Source organism: Curtobacterium sp. ISL-83 (genome assembly GCF_018613895.1).
In the GTDB taxonomy this organism is placed as follows: Bacteria; Actinomycetota; Actinomycetes; order Actinomycetales; family Microbacteriaceae; genus Curtobacterium.
Genome location: NZ_JAGGPH010000009.1, coordinates 117,140 through 131,153 on the forward strand (window position 1 = coordinate 117,140; position 14,014 = coordinate 131,153).

Annotated in this window: 12 protein-coding genes; 9 read left to right on the forward strand and 3 right to left on the reverse strand. The window is 71.0% G+C overall.

The window, feature by feature from the left end; all coding sequences use genetic code 11:
* The first annotated feature begins 29 nt into the window (after positions 1–29).
* Complete coding sequence (locus J7E22_RS08695) at positions 30–1,193, forward strand: hypothetical protein (RefSeq protein WP_214980974.1); 1,164 nt, start codon at positions 30–32, stop codon at positions 1,191–1,193.
* 137 nt (positions 1,194–1,330) lie between these two features.
* On the opposite strand, the gene J7E22_RS08700 is transcribed toward J7E22_RS08695, so the two are convergent.
* Together J7E22_RS08700 and J7E22_RS08705 are read right to left on the reverse strand one after the other, a co-directional pair.
* Positions 1,331–2,380 carry an acyltransferase gene (locus J7E22_RS08700; RefSeq protein ID WP_214980975.1) on the reverse strand — a complete coding sequence of 350 codons (1,050 nt, stop codon included), beginning with the start codon at positions 2,378–2,380 and terminating at the stop codon, positions 1,331–1,333.
* A gap of 38 nt (positions 2,381–2,418) precedes the next feature.
* The gene (locus J7E22_RS08705) at positions 2,419–3,618 is read right to left on the reverse strand and encodes an MFS transporter (protein ID WP_214980977.1); all 1,200 of its coding nucleotides are present in this window, start codon (positions 3,616–3,618) and stop codon (positions 2,419–2,421) included.
* 81 nt (positions 3,619–3,699) lie between these two features.
* On the opposite strand from J7E22_RS08705, the gene J7E22_RS08710 reads away from it, so the two are divergent.
* A complete protein-coding gene (locus tag J7E22_RS08710) occupies positions 3,700–4,401 on the forward strand; it encodes a GntR family transcriptional regulator (RefSeq protein ID WP_308159187.1) in 702 nt (233 codons plus the stop codon).
* A 115-nt stretch (positions 4,402–4,516) separates the two neighbouring features.
* Here the strand turns inward: J7E22_RS08710 and J7E22_RS08715 are convergent, their stop codons facing one another.
* Positions 4,517–4,672 carry a hypothetical protein gene (locus J7E22_RS08715; protein WP_214980979.1) on the reverse strand — a complete coding sequence of 52 codons (156 nt, stop codon included), beginning with the start codon at positions 4,670–4,672 and terminating at the stop codon, positions 4,517–4,519.
* Positions 4,673–4,877: 205 nt separating this feature from the next.
* Between J7E22_RS08715 and J7E22_RS08720 the strand changes: the two genes are divergently transcribed.
* The 7 genes from J7E22_RS08720 to J7E22_RS08750 all read left to right on the forward strand — a co-directional run bounded on the left by J7E22_RS08720 (position 4,878) and on the right by J7E22_RS08750 (position 13,970).
* A complete protein-coding gene (locus J7E22_RS08720) occupies positions 4,878–5,981 on the forward strand; it encodes a LacI family DNA-binding transcriptional regulator (RefSeq protein ID WP_251008880.1) in 1,104 nt (367 codons plus the stop codon).
* Between the two features lie 476 nt (positions 5,982–6,457).
* A complete protein-coding gene (locus tag J7E22_RS08725; RefSeq protein ID WP_251008881.1) occupies positions 6,458–8,221 on the forward strand; it encodes an ABC transporter substrate-binding protein in 1,764 nt (587 codons plus the stop codon).
* A complete protein-coding gene (locus tag J7E22_RS08730) occupies positions 8,218–9,198 on the forward strand; it encodes an ABC transporter permease (RefSeq protein WP_214980987.1) in 981 nt (326 codons plus the stop codon). The genes J7E22_RS08725 and J7E22_RS08730 overlap by 4 nt, the downstream gene beginning before the upstream one ends.
* Positions 9,195–10,121, forward strand: coding sequence for an ABC transporter permease (locus tag J7E22_RS08735; RefSeq protein ID WP_214980988.1), 927 nt, complete (start codon positions 9,195–9,197; stop codon positions 10,119–10,121). The genes J7E22_RS08730 and J7E22_RS08735 overlap by 4 nt, the downstream gene beginning before the upstream one ends.
* Positions 10,118–11,884, forward strand: a complete 1,767-nt coding sequence (locus tag J7E22_RS08740) for an ABC transporter ATP-binding protein (protein ID WP_214980990.1) — start codon at positions 10,118–10,120, stop codon at positions 11,882–11,884. Before J7E22_RS08735 ends, J7E22_RS08740 begins: the two co-directional genes overlap by 4 nt.
* Positions 11,881–12,750, forward strand: coding sequence for an alpha/beta fold hydrolase (locus tag J7E22_RS08745; RefSeq protein ID WP_214980992.1), 870 nt, complete (start codon positions 11,881–11,883; stop codon positions 12,748–12,750). The genes J7E22_RS08740 and J7E22_RS08745 overlap by 4 nt, the downstream gene beginning before the upstream one ends.
* Positions 12,747–13,970 carry a family 1 glycosylhydrolase gene (locus tag J7E22_RS08750; protein WP_251008914.1) on the forward strand — a complete coding sequence of 408 codons (1,224 nt, stop codon included), beginning with the start codon at positions 12,747–12,749 and terminating at the stop codon, positions 13,968–13,970. The genes J7E22_RS08745 and J7E22_RS08750 overlap by 4 nt, the downstream gene beginning before the upstream one ends.
* Positions 13,971–14,014: the final 44 nt, after the last annotated feature.

Sequence of the window (14,014 nt, forward strand, 5' to 3'; positions counted from 1 at the left end):
GCCCCGGCGAACCGCCGAGAGGAGCTGCCATGACGTCGACCAACGCGACGAGTGAACTGCACGAGATCCTGGGCCAGCGGCTCGAGGGCGGTGGGACCTGGGCATGGGCGTACGTCGACGTCTCCGGCAACGTCGAGGACCCGAGACGGCAGGCGGCGTTGAAGCTCCGGGCGGTCGAGGGGGCGCTCCGGGACCAGGGCGCGTCCGCGGACGTCGTCGACCTGGTCGCCGGCGAGTTCGAGCAGGAGCCGGGCGTTCCGTCGCCGGTGACCCGGTACGTCCTCCTCCACGACGGCGAGATCGTCCTGAGCGAGGTGCTGCCGGGCGTCCTGCACGGATCCGAGACGGTCGGTGTCGGGGCCGTGCCGGACCTCGTGCCGCTCGTCGCGCACCGCCCGATGGACCTGTCCGTGCTCGTCGTCCAGGTCGGCCGCGAAGGTGGGACGTTCCGCACCTACCGGCTCGGCCACGCGCCGCACGCCGCCTCGCTCGACGAGCAGTCGGTCCTCGGACGCTCGGACACGCTGCACAAGGCGAAGAGCGTCCCGGGGTCGAGACAGCCCCACTGGCAGCAGCACACCGAGGAGATCTGGAAGCAGACCTCCGGCGAGGTGGCCGCGGCCGTCGAGGACGTCGTCCGCCGGATCCGGCCGGGGCTGATCGCCGTCGCCGGGGACCCCCGTGCGCAGGAGCTGTTCGTGCAGACGCTCTCGTCCGAGGCCCGTGCCCTCGTGACCACGGTCCCGGTCGACCCCCGTGCGGACGACGCCTCGAAGCAGGCGTTCGTCGAGCACGTCGAGATCGCCCTGGCGCGCGTGATCGCCACGCGTCGGCACGACCTCGAGGACCTGCTGCGCACCCACGTCGGACGTGGCGACAACCTGGCGGTGACCGGGGTCGGATCCGTCGTCTCCGCCCTGCAGCAGGCGCAGGGAGCGGTCGTCGCACTCGATGCCGTCGCGGTCGGCGACCGGACCCTGCTCGCGCTCGCCGGCGCCCCCTGGGTCGCGACCGCGCCCGAACAGGCCGGCGGAACGCCCGTCATCGGCGCCGTCCCGGCCGTGTGCGCGCTCGTCCGTGCCGCGGTGCTGACGGATGCCGAACTCGTGCTGGTCAACGCCGCCTCGTTGCCGGGCGGTGTCGCCGCGGCGGCACTGCTGCGCTGGCCGGTCGGGCCCGCGGTCCCGGCCTGATCCGTGGCGCGGTAGGGGTACTGGGGATCGGAACCTGACCGCCCCCCCGCAGCTCAGCGGCTGCGGAGCCGCGGTCGGCGGTCTGCGTTGTTGTCGCTCCTCGCGCTCGGACTGCCCGTCGGGGAGGGGGGCAACGATCAGGGACGCGGGACGCGGAACCGTGCCGGCGCTGTGAAGAGCAGCGACGCCCTGGTCGATCGCACCGGCAGGTAAACGACCAGCACCAGGACCGAGGCGGTCGCCATGAGCGTGAATGTCGTGATCGTGGGGTGTGCCGCGGCGACCGGCAGGAGGCCGACAACCCCGGCGATGGCGAGCATGACGACGATCACCGCGGTGTGGGTCAGGTACGGCACGACCGAGTACCGACCGATGGTCCGGAGCGGCGCGATCCATGTTGAGAGGTCGGCCAGACGAGAGAGGAGCAGCACCGCTGCGACTCCGAACAGGTGTTTCACCGGGCCGAGTGGCGCGACCGTGACCGGTGCGACGGACGGAACCCGCCCCGCAGCGAGCCACCCGGCGATGACCAGCACGATCACCGGAAGACCCGCGCGTTCGACCATCGCGATGATCGAGCCAGCAAACCGTGCACCGATCAATGTGAAGAAGGCGAACTGGGGGAGCCCCTGCAACCCCGGGCCCAGCACGTGCCACAAGTGGTCGCCGAGCAATGTGCGCCCCCACCCGTCGAGCACGACGAAGAGCGCGAACGACGGCCCGAGGACGAGGACTGCCGGGACCCTGCGAGTCGCCCAGACCAGGACGAAGTGGATCGCGAGCGCCCAGAGGTACCAGATCTCGCCGTTCGGCCGGAGGGGTGCCGCTGCGAAACGGATCAACTCACCGATGAGGTCGATCCGGTCGTGCAGGACAAGATCACCGAGCATCCGGTACCCGAGGACGGCTGGCTGCCACAGGATGTAGAGGTACAGCAGCGGAGCCACCCTGGCTGCTACGAGCCGAGCTCCTGCCGCCTCTTCCGTCAGGGACCGCGCTCCCACGACCCCGGACGCCACGAAGAACAGCGGCAAGGAGACGACCAGGCGGTCGAGTATCCATTCAGCGGGGACAGAAGGCTGCCCCGGAGCCCACGAAGCGGCGTGGATGAGGACGATCCCGAGGATTGCGAAGCCCTTCGCGGTGTCCAGCCACGTGGTGCGACAGGATCCGTTGCGCCAACTCATATGCAAAGTATCACACGTGCAATGCGACGTTGCAAGATTTAGTCGTGTGAGCGGTCCGCCCGCGGCACCAGGGGGAGCGCGAGCAACGGCAGCACCGCCACGATCCCGAAGGACGCCGCGAACCCGACCACCCCGACCAGGGCGCCGATGCCCGGACCGACGGCGCTCGCCGCGATGAACTGCCCCGTGTTCTGCGCGCCCAGCGCACGGCCGGACCAGAACGGACCGGCTGCCTCGGCGACCGACGTGTAGGCGAGCCCGTTGTCCGCGACCGTCACACTCGTCGCCACCACCAGGAAGACCGCCCCAGCGGCGAGGTGGGTGGCGTCGACCAGCGCGAGCACGGCCATCACCACGGCGGCGCTCACCGCGACGATCCGGAGCGGCCCGACGCGGGAGCCGACGCGGTCACTCCAAACCCCCACGAGGATCCGGCCGATCGCGCCGACGAACTGTGCGACGCCGACCAGCAGACCGGCCGCGGGCGTGGACCACCCGAGACCGACGAGCCACACGAGCCCGTAGGTCGACAGGGTGAACTGCGGCACGACCAGCAGGACCGACACCGCGTGCACCCGCCACAGGAACCCGCTCGTCCGGTACGGGTTCTCGACGTCTCCTGCCAGCGCGTCCGACCGAGCGGGGCGTGGCGGGTTCGCGATGCCGATCGCGCAGCACACGGCGAGCACGGCGCAGAGGACGACCGGCAGCACGAGGGCCGCGCGGATGCCGGCCTGCTCGGCGAGCACCGGGACCGTCAGTGCGGCGAGGGTGACGCCGAGCGGCTGCGACATCTGCCGGATGCCCATCGCCAGCCCCCGCCGCTCCTTGGGGAACCACCCGACGACGACGCGCCCGCTCGCCGCGTTCGTCGACGCGCTCGTCATGCCGGCCGCCAGGAAGGCGAGGCCGAGCAGCAGGGTGTCGCCCGCAGCGAGCCAGGCCGCGGCGACCGCGAGCGTCGTGAGCACCAGTCCGCCCGCGATGACGGCCCGCTCGCCGTGCCGGTCGGTGACGGCACCCCAGGCGATGAGGGTCAGCACCATGCCCGCGGTCGGCGCCGCGGCGAGGAACCCGGCGGTCACGAGGGGCATGCCGTGCGCGTGCAGGGACGGGATGAGCAGCGCGGGGGCGGTCACGACGAGGGTGCCCGCCGCCTGGGCGGCGACCCCGAGCGCGAGCATCACCCAGGCGCGGGTGCTCGCGGTGGGCTTCCGGGGTGCGCTGGTCGCGGTCATGGGCGTCGTCTCGTCGCGGGAGTGATTGGTATACCAAAACGGTATACCATTCCGAGGGCGCCGCCGCTAGGCTCGTACGCCGTGACCGAGACGACCGATGCCGTGCCCGTGTCGCAGACCGCGCAGCTCTACGACAACCTCCGCGCCGCGATCCTGACGCTCGACATCGCCCCGGGGGAGCGGATCTCCGAGCGCGGCCTCGAAGCCCGGTTCCACGCCTCCAGGACCCCGGTCCGTGCAGCGTTGTCACGGCTCGAGCGCGAGGGACTCATCCTGCACGAGGGCCGGTCGTGGACGGTCACCCCGATCGACCTCGACGAGATCGCCGCGCTCGCCGAACTCCGCGGCGTCCTCGAACCCGCGGCGACCCGGCTCGCGGTCGAGCGTGCATCCGAGGAGCAGTTGGCCGCAGTCCGCGCGCACCTCGACGCCCTCCAGCCCACCCCCGACCAGCAGGCCGGCATCCTGATGGGCTCGACGTTCCACCTGGACCTGGCCGCGCTTGGCGGCAACCGGTTCATCACCGACGCGATCACCGATGCACTGCTCCGGCTCGAACGCACACGGTGGATCGAGGTCCGCACGCCCGAGGCCCGGGATGCTGCGTGGGCGGAGCACAGCGCGATCCTGGACGCCGTGCGCTCCGGGGACGGCGATCGCGCGGCCGACCTCGTCGCGGCGCACGTCGCGGGCACGAACGACCGGCTGCTCGCGTTCATCGCGCAGGAGCGTCGGCGGCTCCGCGGTGCGGGCATGGCGATCGTCGGCGCACCCGAGCACTGACGGAGGCGAGCGCTGACGGAGGCGAGCGCTGACGGAGGCGAGCGCTGACGGGCGCGACCCGGCCCCGAGGCGCCGAGTCGTGCCTCCAGGCCGTGGGCTGTGCCCCCGGCGCTGGTCAGGGGCGCTCGGCGCCGTCCTCGGCCGCGTCCAACTGGTCGAAGATCCAGGCGGTACTGCTGTCGGAGTGATCGAGCAGGGCGTCGGTGACCTCGCGCTGATCGTTCGAGGTCTTCTGGGCGAGCTTGCTTCCGGACCGTGTCGACTGTGACATGGGGACGACCTTCCCTGCGTGTGTGGGCATCGGCTGATGCGCTTCCTCACGGGACTGCTGGCGAGTTCGGATCAGTGTGGACCCCTGGGTCCGCCGAGCGCAAGCGTTCTCCGCCGCCTGTGGAGAAGTCACGGCCCTCGCCGTGCCTAGGATGGTGCGGCCGCGCGGGCGCGCCGGCAGCGACGCGTCGGACGGGAGGCACGGCTTGGCTCAGCAGGGCGCCGCACCTCCCACGGTCTACGACGTCGCCTCGGCCGCGGGCGTCTCGATCGCCACCGTCTCGCGCGTGCTGCGCACCCCGGACGCCGTCCGCGAGGGCACGAGGGACCGCGTCCAGGCGGCGATCCGGAGCCTCGGGTACGTGCCCTCGGGCAACGCCAGGGCCCTCGCCGGCAAGCGGACCGGGGTGGTCGGCCTCCTGCTGCCGGGGTTCGACGTCGTGCCCGACGAACGACCGGACCTCGTCACGGACGGGGGTGTCCGCGTCGTCGACGACCGGCGGCACGTGACGCAGCCGTTCTCCTCGAACCTGTACTTCGACGAGGTGCTCCGCGGCGCCGAGGTCGAGGCCTGGCAGCGCGGGCTCGCCCTGATGGTCGCCGCCGGTCGCGGCCCGTCCCGGGACGTCGTCGTGAACGACGTCGCCGGTCGGGTGGACGGGCTCGCGGTCCTGGCGCAGACCGTCCCCGACGAACTCCTCGAGCACGTGGCGCGCCGCATCCCGGTCGTGATCCTCGCCGGAGACCGGCGGTCGCACGGCTTCGACTCGGTGCGCGTCGACAACGCCGGGGGCATGCGGACCCTCGCCTCACACGTCATCGGGCGGCTCGGCATCCGGTCGCTCGCGTACCTCGCCGGGCCGATCGACTCGCCGGACGACCGGGAGCGCGCGAGCGGGTTCCGCGAGGCCCTGGCCGACCACCGCGTCGACCCCGCGTCGGTGCGGACCGTGCACGGGGACTTCGGGCGGGCGCGGGCGCGGGAGCTCGCCGCCGAGTTGCTCGACGGCGTGACGGTGCCGCGAGCGATCGTCTGCTCGAACGACCAGTCCGCGCTCGGGGTGCTCGACGCTGCTGCGGCGCGGGGTGTCCGGGTGCCGGAGGACCTCGTCGTCACGGGCTTCGACGGCATCGACGCCGGGCGGTTCTCCACGCCGCGGCTCACGACGGTGCACCAGCCGATGGGGGAGCTCGGGCGGGCCGCCGTCCGGGCGATCGTCGACCGGCTCGAGCGGCGGGAGGGGCCGCCCCGCGCGGTGCGCCTGCCGGTCGAGGTCCTGTTGCGCGAGAGCTGCCCGCCGTCCCTGTAGCGGCTGAGCCGCGCGGCCCCGTGCCGCCCGGCCCCGCCCGCCCGCCCCGTGCCGCTCGCCCGCGCCGCCCGCCCGCCCGCCCGCCCGCCAGTGCGAGGTTGATCGCTCCGTGCGCCGCAACAACCTCGCACCGAGCGGACAACCTCGCACCGAAGGACCGCGTGTGGCGCCGCCCGCCGGCGCCGCCCGCCGCCGGCACGAGCGGGCACGACACGCCGTCCGCGTCTCGCCCAGGTTGCCTGATTCGTCGTACTCGCCGCCCCGGGCCGACCGATACTGCGCGCTCGGCGAACGCGAGCGGCGTGGTGTGCGACCTCGGCCCCGCCGATGCCCGACCGGTACTGCGCACTCGGCGAACGCGAGCGGCGTGGTGTGCGACCTCGGCCGGTCTGCAATCGCACATCAGTCGCTTGCAGAACGCGATGTAAGCGCATACATTGTCCTCGTACCCACTCGACACGGAGGTCGACCGAGCAATGACGCTTCCCCCACAGCGCACGCGCGGCCCGCGCAGGACCGACGGTCCCGACACCGGCCAGCGCTCCCCGGCCACCCGCCGGGGTCGGCGCGGCCGCCTGACCGCAGCCGTCGCCGGACTCGCGGTCGTGGCCCTGATGGCCACCGGCTGCAGCATCCAGGTCCGCTCTGAGCCGGACCCGAGCATCGGCAAGGACACGATGCTCATCAACGCCGACCACGGCAACCCGCTGTTCGACCGGAACTTCAACCCGTACATCGCGAACGCCCGCACCGCGAGCAAGTGGATGTACGAGCCCCTCATCGAGGTGAACCCCCTCGACGGCAAGCGCAACCCCTGGCTCGCGAGCGCCTGGACGCAGCCGGACGCGAAGACGATCGACATGACGATCCGCTCCGGCGTCGACTGGTCCGACGGTTCCGCGTTCACCGCGAAGGACGTCGTCTTCACCTTCGACCTGCTGAAGCGGTTCCCCGCGATGGACGTCAAGGGCGCCTGGCAGCACATCGACACGATCGAGCGCCGCGGGGACCACGTCGTCTTCCACCTGAAGTCCGAGGACGTCCCGAGCCTGACGATCATCGGGCAGACGTACATCCTCGGCGAGCAGCACTGGCAGAAGATCAAGGACCCGACGACCTACCGCGACCCGAACCCGGTCGGCACCGGTCCGTTCGTCCTCGGCAACTACAGCGACCAGCAGTACTCGATGGACAAGAACCCGCGGTACTGGCAGGCGGACAAGATCGCGATCAAGCACCTGATCCTGCCCGCGACGAACACGCAGCTCGACACCGTCACGCGCGGCTACGACTGGGCGTACGCGTTCATCTCAGACGTCCAGGGCACCTGGGGTGCCGCGTCGTCCACGAACAAGTACTGGTTCCCGCCGGGGGGCGTGATCGGGCTCATGCCGAACCTGACGAAGGCGCCGTACAACGACGTCAACGTCCGGCGCGGGATCTCCCTGGCGCTGAACCGCGACGACATCGCCGAGACCGCCACCGAGGGCAACCTGCAGGCGGCGGCGCAGACCGGCCTGATCCTGCCGAACCAGCAGCAGTACGTGAACACGGACATCCCGGACCAGGGCGTCGTCACGCAGGACACGAAGGCCGCGCTGCAGAGCTTCGCGAAGTCGGGCTACCGGACCCAGGGCGGCAAGCTCGTCAAGGACGGCAAGCAGCTCACGATCACGATCATGACCGCCAACGGCTACTCCGACTGGCTCCGCGCCGCGCAGGAGGTCCAGCGGAACCTGACCGCGATCGGCGTCAAGGTCACCATCCAGGCGCCGCAGCCGGCCGGGTACCAGCAGAACATCAACAACGGCACCTTCGACATGGCGATGGGCGGCATGGGCAACGGCGACGTCTACCAGGCCTTCAACTCGCTGCTGTCGAGCGACTTCTACCAGCCCGTCGGCAAGTCGACGGTGAACAACTACGAGCGCTACCGCAACGCCGACACCCAGAAGCTCCTGGACGAGTACCGCGCGACGACCGACCCCGCGGAGCAGCAGCAGATCCTCGACCAGCTCCAGGTGATCGTGTACGACCAGCTGCCCGTGATCGGGATGTACTACGGCGGTCTCTGGGGTCTGTTCAACACGTCGAAGTTCGTCGGGTGGCCGAGCGCGAAGGACCCCTACATGGCACCGCAGAACTACGACTCCGCGCCGCTGCTCATCTTCTCGAAGCTCCGGCTCCGCGACAGCAAGGCCGGCCAGGCAATCCTCGAGAAGTCGAAGGACCAGAAGTGAAGTACGTCCTCCAGAAACTCGTCCTGTTCGTCCTGACCCTCTGGGCCGCGGTCACGCTGAACTTCGTGCTCCCGCGCCTCATGCCGGGCAGCCCGGCCGACGCGGCCCTGGCGAAGCTCAGCCAGAACGGTCCCGTCACCGACGCCACGAAGAAGGCCATCGAGGCACAGCTCGGGGTCCCGACCGGCAACCTCTGGGACCAGTACGTCAGCTACCTGCACCAGGTCATCACGCTGGACTTCGGGACGAGCTACACGTTCTACCCGCAGCCCGTCGGCGACCTCGTGGCGAAGGCACTGCCGTACACGCTGATCCTCGTCGGCGTCGTGACGATCCTCGCGTTCGTCCTCGGCACGCTGATCGGCGTCGCGGCAGCCTGGAAGCGCGGCACCTGGCTCGACTCGCTCCCGACCCTGTCGGGCAGCTTCATGTCGACGTTCCCGTACTTCTGGACGGCACTCCTGCTGCTGTTCTTCCTCGGCTACGTCCTGCACTGGTTCCCGACGACGGGTGCCTACTCGGCGACGACGACACCCGGTCTGACCGGAGCCTTCGCGGCGGACGCCCTGCAGCACGCCGTCCTGCCGGCCGTGACGATCCTCGTCACGAGCCTCGGCGGGTGGATCATCGGCATGCGCAACGCCATGATCAACACCCTCGGTGACGACTACGTGACCTTCGCCGAGGCGAACGGCCTCCGCGGACGCACCGTGGCCGTCCGGTACGCGGCACGGAACGCGATCCTGCCCAACCTGACCGGCTTCGGGCTGGCACTCGGCGGTGTCGTGGGTGGCTCGGTCCTGGTCGAGCAGGTGTTCGGCTACCCCGGCATCGGCTACCTGCTGTTCAACGCCGTGATCGGGCAGGACTACCCGCTCATGCAGGCACTCTTCCTGATGATCACCGTGTCGGTGCTCATCGCCAACTTCATCGTGGACGTGCTCTACGGCGTCCTGGACCCGAGGACGCGCCGATGACCACGATCGCAGTACGCACGCAACCAGAACAGCAAGCCCCGAGCAAGCTCCGCGCAGCAGCCCGCCAACTCGGCATCGTCTGGTCGAACACCAAGGCCCGGATCGGCATCATCATCCTCGCCGTGTTCGTCGTCGTGGCGATCGCCGCCCCGCTCCTCGCCCCGTACGGCGCCAGCCAGAACGGCTTCCCTCGGAGCGCCGACGCCACCTGGGCACACTGGATGGGCACCACCGCCGCGGGCGAGGACGTCCTGTCCCAGCTCGTCCACGGCGCCCGCGTCTCGGTCCTCGTCGGAGCGGTGGCGGGCTTCCTGTCCACCCTCGTCGCGGTCCTGATCGGCCTCAGCTGGGGCTACGTCCGCGGCTGGGTCGCCGAGGTCATCGGGTTCATCGTGAACCTGTTCCTGGTCATCCCGGGTCTGCCGCTGATGATCGTGATCGCGGCCTACCTGCAGAACGGCGGCATCGCGGTGATCATCGCCGTGATCGTCGTGACCGGCTGGGCCTGGGGTGCACGCGTCCTCCGGAGCCAGACGCAGTCGCTCCGCGGCCGTGACTTCGTGACGGCGGCACAGTTCTCCGGCGAGGGCGCGACCCGCATCGTCTTCCGCGAGATCCTGCCGAACATGACGAGCCTCATCGTCGGGAGCTTCTTCGGCGCCGCGACGAGCGCGATCCTCGCCGAGGCGGGCCTGGAGTTCCTCGGACTCGGCGACTCGTCGGTCGTCAGCTGGGGCACGATCCTCTACTGGGCGCAGAACTCGAACGCACTGCTCACCGGTCAGTGGATCCTGCTGTTCGCCCCCGGCCTCTGCATCGCCCTCCTCGCGATGAGCCTGACCCTGATCAACTTCGGCGTCGACGCCGTGTCCAACCCGCGGCTGCGCGACGGCGCGCGGCCCCGTAAGGAGAAGACCGCATGAGCGGCGTACCCACAGACGGACTGGAGGCCCGTGGCGGCGCCGCCACGCGCCTCCAGGCAGCAGACGGTGACGTCCTGCTCGACGTCCGCGACCTGTCGGTCGTCTACGAGTCCGCCGGCCAGGAGGCCGTCCAGGCCGTCGACCACGTCTCGTTCCAGCTCCGCCGGGGCGAGTTCGTCGGGCTGGTGGGGGAGTCCGGGTCCGGCAAGTCGACCCTCGGCTACGCCCTGACCCGGCTGCAGAAGCCGCCGGCCCGGACGAACGGCGGCAGCATCGTCTTCAACGGGCACGACATCCGCGAGCTCGACACCGAAGCGCTCCGCCAGCAGCGGCAGGGCGGCTTCGCGATGGTCCTGCAGTCCGGCATGAACGCGCTCAACCCGGTGCGGACCGTCCGCAACCACTTCGTCGACGTGTTCGGGGCACACGGCCACGTGCCGCGCGACCGCTGGGACGCCCGGATGCAGGAGCTCATCGGCAAGGTGAAGCTCCCCGCCTCCATGCTCGCGCGGTACCCGGGGGAGCTCTCCGGCGGCATGCGGCAGCGCGTGTCGATCGCGCTCGCCCTGTCCCTCGAACCGCAGCTCATGGTGTTCGACGAGCCGACCACCGCGCTCGACGTGCTCGTGCAGCACGCCGTGATGGACACGATCATCGAGCTGCAGCGGACCGAGGGCTTCACCGCGGTCCTGATCAGCCACGACCTCGGCATCGTCCTCGAGGCGACCGAACGCGTCCTCGTGATGCACGAGGGGCGGATCGTCGAGGACAACAGCGCCGAGGCGATCCTCCGTGCCCCCGAGGACGAGTACACGCAGATGCTGCTCTCGCACTACGCGGACCCGCGTGCCGAGGTCGTGAGCCTGCCCGGGTTCCCGGACCGGTCGCTGCGCGGCTCCGAGGGCGCGACCCGGCAGGAGGCGACGAGCTCGTTCAGCACCGTCGGGTCCCGCGAGCGGTCGGCGGCGAAGCACCCGATCGTGGTGTCCGACCTCGTGAAGACGTACCCGGCACCCCGCCGTGGCGAGCAGCCCGTGCAGGCCGTGCGGAACGTGTCGTTCACGCTGGAGCCCGGGCAGTCCCTCGCCCTCGTCGGCCAGTCCGGGTCCGGGAAGTCGACGATCGCGAAGATGCTCACCGGCGTCGAGAAGCCCACGAGCGGCACGGTCCGCTTCGGCGACCTGGACGTGGCTCGCCTGGGTCGGCGGGGCCTCCGCGACCTCCGCTCCGAGGTCCAGATGGTGTTCCAGGACCCGTACTCGGCGCTCAACCCGCTGCACACCGTCGAGTACACGCTGACCCGCCCGGTCGTGAACTACACGGGACTGCGCGGGAAGGACGCCCGGCGTCGGGTGCTCGAACTCCTCGAGACAGTCGGGCTCGCCCCGGTGGAGCAGTTCGCGCAGAAGCTCCCGCACCAGCTGTCCGGCGGGCAGCGGCAGCGCGTCGTCATCGCCCGCGCACTCGCGAGCGACCCGCAGGTGATCATCGCCGACGAGCCGGTCTCGATGCTCGACGTGACACTCCGCGCGGGCGTCCTCGCGCTCCTCGAGGACCTGCGGGAGCAGTGGGGCGTCTCGCTCCTCTACATCACGCACGACCTGCTGAGTGCCCGGCTCATCACGGACGACATCATGGTGCTGCACGACGGCGCCGTCGTGGAGCGCGGCCGCACGGCCGAGGTCCTGCAGCACCCGCAGGACAGCTACACGATCGACCTGCTCGACGCCGTCCCGAACCCCAGAAGGACACTGCGCGCATGACGACCCTCCACGAATTCCCGACCGTTCCCGCCTTCGGTCACCTCCCCACCCCCGACGGTGTCGACGTCGTCGGCATCGACCTGCCCGTCGGTCGGCTCACCGCCTACCGGGTGGTCCCGTCGGGCCCGTCGAAGGGCACGGTCCTCGTCGTCCCCGGGTACACCGGGTCGAAGGAGGACTGGAGGACCTTCATGCCGTTCCTCCGCGACGCCGGCTGGACCGCGGTGGCGATCAGCCGTCGTGGGCAGGCGGACGCCGCAGCGCCGGACGACGCGGCCGAGTACACGCTCGACGCGGAAGCGGCCGACGTCGTCCGGGTCGCACGCCTGCTCGACGACGGCACCCCGGTGCACCTGGTCGGGCACTCGCTCGGCGGGGTCATCGTCCGCGCCGCCGTGCTCCAGGAGCCGAGCGCCTTCCGCGACGTCGTGCAGTTCTGCTCCGGGCCGCACGGCTGGCCGTACCGGAAGGCCGCCGAGCTCACGATCCTGAACGACACCGGCAGCAACCGGGCGCTCTTCGACGCGCAGAACCCGCTCTGGGCCGGCCGCCCCGACGACGAGCTGCCGGACGACGCCCGGATGGTCCGCGAGCGCTTCGACGCCACGAGTGTCCGGAGCACCATCGCCGGCGCCCACATCCTCGAGGACCACACGGACACCTCGGACGAGCTCCGCGCCACCGGCGTCCCCGTGCTCGTCGCGCACGGCGAGTGGGACGAGGCGTGGCCGATCCCGTGGCAGCGCGCGATGGCCGAGCGGACCGGAGCCGCGTACGAGGTCATCCCGACCAGTTACCACAGCCCGCAGATCGAGAACCCGCAGGGGACGGTCGACGTGCTCGACCGGTACCTCAGCGCCCACTGACCCGGCACCCCGCCGCGAAAGGACCCACCATCACCACGCTCACCTTCCCGAACGGCTTCCTCTGGGGCGCCGCCACCGCTGCCCACCAGATCGAGGGCAACAACGTGAACAGCAACTGGTGGGTGCACGAGCACGAGCCGGACACCACGATCGTCGAACCCTCGGGCGACGCGGCGGACAGCTACCACCGCTACCGCGAGGACATCCGCATCGCGGCCGACCTCGGCCTGAACTCGTACCGCTTCAGCATCGAGTGGGCCCGCATCGAACCCGAGCGCGGGTTCGTGAGCCGCGCCGAGGTCGACCACTACCGCCGCATGGTCGAGGCCTGCCACGAGTTCGGGCTCGAGCCGATCGTCACCCTCATGCACTTCACGGTGCCGCGGTGGTTCGAGCGCGACGGCTTCTGGCGCGCCCCCGACGCCGCCGACCTGTTCGCCCGCTACACCGAGGCCGCGCTCCCCGTCGTGCAGGACGGTGTCCGGTACGTCTGCACGATCAACGAGCCGAACATCGCCGCGATGCTCGCCGGAGGCGAGGACGCCGCGAACCTCGTCGCCTACGGACTGCCGAACCCGGACCTGCAGGTGGCCGACGCCCTGCTGGCCAGCCACGGGCGGTCGCGCGAGGTCCTGTCACAGGTCCCGGGCCTCCAGTCCGGCTGGACCATCGCGACGCAGGCCTTCCGCGCATCGGGCGAGCCGGGCTCCGAGGAGATGCTCCGCACGTACGGCTACCCGCGCGACGACTGGTACCTCGAGCAGGCTGCCGGCGACGACTTCCTCGGCGTGCAGGCGTACACCCGCACGTTCATCGGGCCCGACGGTCCGTTGCCCGTCCGCGAGGACGTCGAGACGACCCTCACCGGTTGGGAGTTCTACCCCGAGGCCTCGGCGGACGGGCTCCGCAGCGCGTGGGAGCTGTCCGGCCACGTGCCGCTCATGATCACCGAGAACGGCATCGCCACGGCCGACGACCCGCGTCGCATCGCGTACACGCAGGGCGCCCTCGAGGGGATCCACCGGTGCATCGACGACGGCATCGAGGTCCTCGGCTACCAGCACTGGTCCCTGCTCGACAACTACGAGTGGGCCTCCGGCTTCCGACCGACCTTCGGCCTGGTCTCGTGGGACCCGGTGACGTTCGCGCGCACGCCGAAGGACTCGGCGCGCTGGTACGGCCGCGTCGCAGCCGCGAACGCGGTCGAGACCGCCTCCTGAGACGGACGGTGGGGCGGACGGGAGGCTCAGCCTCCTCCGCCCCG

What these genes read in the sequence shown, in the direction of transcription:
- J7E22_RS08705 (WP_214980977.1), bottom strand. Translation starts at nt 3,618, where the DNA reads ATGACCGCGACCAGCGCACCCCGGAAGCCCACCGCGAGCACCCGCGCC.
- J7E22_RS08740 (WP_214980990.1), top strand. Translation starts at nt 10,118, where the DNA reads ATGAGCGGCGTACCCACAGACGGACTGGAGGCCCGTGGCGGCGCCGCC.
- J7E22_RS08745 (WP_214980992.1), top strand. Translation starts at nt 11,881, where the DNA reads ATGACGACCCTCCACGAATTCCCGACCGTTCCCGCCTTCGGTCACCTC.
- J7E22_RS08735 (WP_214980988.1), top strand. Translation starts at nt 9,195, where the DNA reads ATGACCACGATCGCAGTACGCACGCAACCAGAACAGCAAGCCCCGAGC.
- J7E22_RS08725 (WP_251008881.1), top strand. Translation starts at nt 6,458, where the DNA reads ATGACGCTTCCCCCACAGCGCACGCGCGGCCCGCGCAGGACCGACGGT.
- J7E22_RS08700 (WP_214980975.1), bottom strand. Translation starts at nt 2,380, where the DNA reads ATGAGTTGGCGCAACGGATCCTGTCGCACCACGTGGCTGGACACCGCG.
- J7E22_RS08715 (WP_214980979.1), bottom strand. Translation starts at nt 4,672, where the DNA reads ATGTCACAGTCGACACGGTCCGGAAGCAAGCTCGCCCAGAAGACCTCG.
- J7E22_RS08695 (WP_214980974.1), top strand. Translation starts at nt 30, where the DNA reads ATGACGTCGACCAACGCGACGAGTGAACTGCACGAGATCCTGGGCCAG.